We start from the raw sequence: 2,780 nt of genomic DNA, 5'->3' as shown, positions 1-2,780 counted from the left end.
GTCGCCCGGCGTGAAGTTCGGCGACGCCGAGCTCGTCGGCGTGCCGCGGATCCTGATCGTCGGCCGCGGGGCGGCAGACGGCCAGGTCGAGCTGTGGGACCGCCGCACCGGCGACCGCGAGGTCGTGGCGGCCGCGGATGCCGTCGCCCGCCTAGGCGCGCGCCCCTAGCTCCGGGTTCGATCCGGGTGCCCGCCCCGCTGCGCGTCGGGCCGTCGGTGCGGCATCCTGATCGGACGGGGTGACTCCCGGATCCGGGACGAGCCTGCCGTCGCGGTGAGCGCAAGGAGATCGATCATGAGCCGGTTCCTCCTCACCACGATGCCGTTCACGGGCCATGTCGGCCCGATGATCGCGGTGGCGCGCGAACTCGTGGGGCGCGGTCACGACGTTCGCTTCTACACGGGCTCGCGGTTCCGGCACCGGGTGGAGGCATCCGGGGCACGTCTCGTGCCGTGGCACGAGGCGCCCGACTTCGACGAGAACGATCTCGCCTCGACCTTCCCGCGGCTTGTCGGCGAGAAGGGCATGCGACAGCTCCTGGTTAACGTCGCCGACTGCTTCATCGCCACTGCGCCCGCACAGGTCTCCGACCTCGACGCCGAATGGGAGCGCGAGCCGTGGGACGTGCTCGCCGCCGACGAGACCTCGATCGGCGCCGTGCTGTTCAGCGAGCGCAAGGGGATGCCGTGGGCCACGGTGTGCGTGCTGCCGCTGAACCTCCCGGGGCCGGCCGGTCCGCCGAGCGGCATGGGCATCCGCCCCGGCACGAACCCCGTGACCAAGGTCCGCGACGCCGCGCTGCGCGGGCTTGTGCCGCTCATCTCACGGCCTTTGACGAAGCCGCTCGCGCAGGCGCGTCGCGCTGTCGGTCTCGTGCCCGACGGGCGCACGATGGACCGCCTCGTCTTCTCGCCCACCTTGATCGTCGCGAGCGGCTCGCCGCTGCTCGACTACGGTCGTACGGACCGGCCGCCGCATCTGCGCTTCGTCGGCGCGTTCGGATCGCCCGTCGCCTCGACCGTGCTTCCCGAATGGTGGGACGAACTGCAGGAGCGGCGCGTGGTGCTGGTCACCCAGGGCACCCAGAACATCGATGCCGATGACCTCATCCGTCCGGCGCTCGAGGCGCTGGAGGGCCGGGAGGTGATCACGGTGGCGACGACGGGGGTGACCGGTCAGGACTCGCTTCCGTTCCCGGTGCCCGCCAACGTTCGCGTCGGCGGCTTCCTGCCGTTCGCCGACCTGCTGCCGCACGTCGATATCGCGATCACGAACGGCGGCTGGGGGAGCACGCTCGCGGCTCTCTCCCACCGCATCCCGCTCATCGTCGCCGGAGGCGACCTCGACAAGCCCGAGGTGGCCGCCCGCGTCGCCTGGTCCGGCGCGGGCGTGAACCTTCGCACCGGGACGCCGACACCGGCGGCCGTGGCCGCGGCCGTGGATCGCGTGCTGGGGGAGGAGTCGTTCCGGGATGCCGCATCCCGTGTGGCCGCGGAGCTTCGCTCGCTCGGCGGCGCCAGCCGTGCTGCCGATCTGCTCGAGGGTGCGCTCTGAAGCCCCGCCGAGCGCTCCGTGGTCCCGCCCGCAGGCAGAGGCGCCGCGCCGGAATGTCGCCGCGGACTACCTCGCGGCGCGTGGGCATGCGACGCTGGCATCATGGCCTCCAGCGACACCGGGACCGTCCCGCATTCCGTCACCGACGAGCTGCGTGCCACGATGGCGGCGGCGGGGATCACCCAGAACGTCGACCTGGTCGCGCGGATCCTCGTGACCGGCGTCGGGCTGGGTCTCGACGCGGCGAGCCGGCTCGACCTCAAGATCACCACGGCGGCGCTCACCGAGATGCGCGCGGCCTTCCGCCTCTTCGCCCCCTACGCGGGAGTGCCGAAGGTGACGATCTTCGGGTCTGCGCGCACGCTCCCTGACCAGCACGTATACCGGGCCGCCGCCGAGGTCGCCCGCGCCCTGGCGGAGAAGGGGTGGATGGTGGTGACCGGCGCGGGCCCCGGCATCATGCAGGCCGCGGCGGAAGGGGCAGGGCCCGAGCGGTCGCTCGGGGTCTCGATCCGCCTGCCGTTCGAGGAGAAGCCGAACGCGGTGATCGCCGAGAACGCCCGCAACGTCGCGATGAAGTACTTCTTCACCCGCAAGCTCATGCTCGTGAAGGAGTCGCACGGGTTCGTGTGCGTGCCGGGCGGCTTCGGCACCCTGGACGAGCTGTTCGAACTGCTCACGCTGCAGCAGACCGGCAAGGCCGAGCCCACGCCGATCGTGCTGCTCGACGAGCCCGGCGGCACGTTCTGGCACGGTCTGCAGCGGTTCGTCGAGGGCGAGCTCGTGACGAATCGAGTGATCTCGCCCGACGACTTCGATCGTGTGCTCGTCACGGACTCTGTGGAGGCCGCGGCTCAGCAGATCACCGACTTCTGGCGCAACTACGACTCGATGCGGTGGGTCGGCGACCGGCTGGTGCTGCGTCTGAAGGCCGCGCCGACGGATGCCGAGGTGGCCGAGCTGAACGAGCGGTTCGGTCGGCTCCTCGCGTCCGGGACGATCGAGCGGAGTGAACCGCTGCGGCCGGAGCGCGAGGACGACGACCGCCTGGACCTGCCGCGACTGGTGCTGCGCCTCGACCAGTTTCAGGTCGGATCGCTGTACCGGCTCATTCGCGCCGTCAGCGAGCTCGGGAGCGCGCCGACCGGACCCACTCGCGCGACCTGACGCGCCGGCGCGCGGTGCGCGACGGCGCTGCGGGCGCCGGCCACGGCATCCGTCGTCC

At 71.9% G+C, this 2,780-nt stretch carries 3 protein-coding genes; all 3 read left to right on the top strand.

Annotated features, from left to right (window positions below; translation table 11 throughout):
* Nucleotides 1–169, top strand: a 169-nt coding sequence (locus tag EIO58_RS15660; RefSeq protein WP_164861769.1) for a His/Gly/Thr/Pro-type tRNA ligase C-terminal domain-containing protein, incomplete at its 5' end; no start/stop codon positions are given.
* 126 nt (nt 170–295) lie between these two features.
* Nucleotides 296–1,555 (top strand): glycosyltransferase, encoded by a 1,260-nt coding sequence (locus EIO58_RS15655; RefSeq protein WP_127820287.1) that lies wholly within the window; start codon nt 296–298, stop codon nt 1,553–1,555.
* A gap of 102 nt (nt 1,556–1,657) precedes the next feature.
* Nucleotides 1,658–2,722 (top strand): LOG family protein, encoded by a 1,065-nt coding sequence (locus EIO58_RS15650; protein ID WP_127820286.1) that lies wholly within the window; start codon nt 1,658–1,660, stop codon nt 2,720–2,722.
* Nucleotides 2,723–2,780 lie beyond the last annotated feature (58 nt).

The sequence above is a fragment of the Microbacterium sp. CPCC 204701 genome, from assembly GCF_004010105.1.
Classification (GTDB): Bacteria; Actinomycetota; Actinomycetes; order Actinomycetales; family Microbacteriaceae; genus Microbacterium.
Note: the sequence above shows the minus strand (reverse complement) of the source record. Positions and strands in the feature narration are given on the sequence as shown.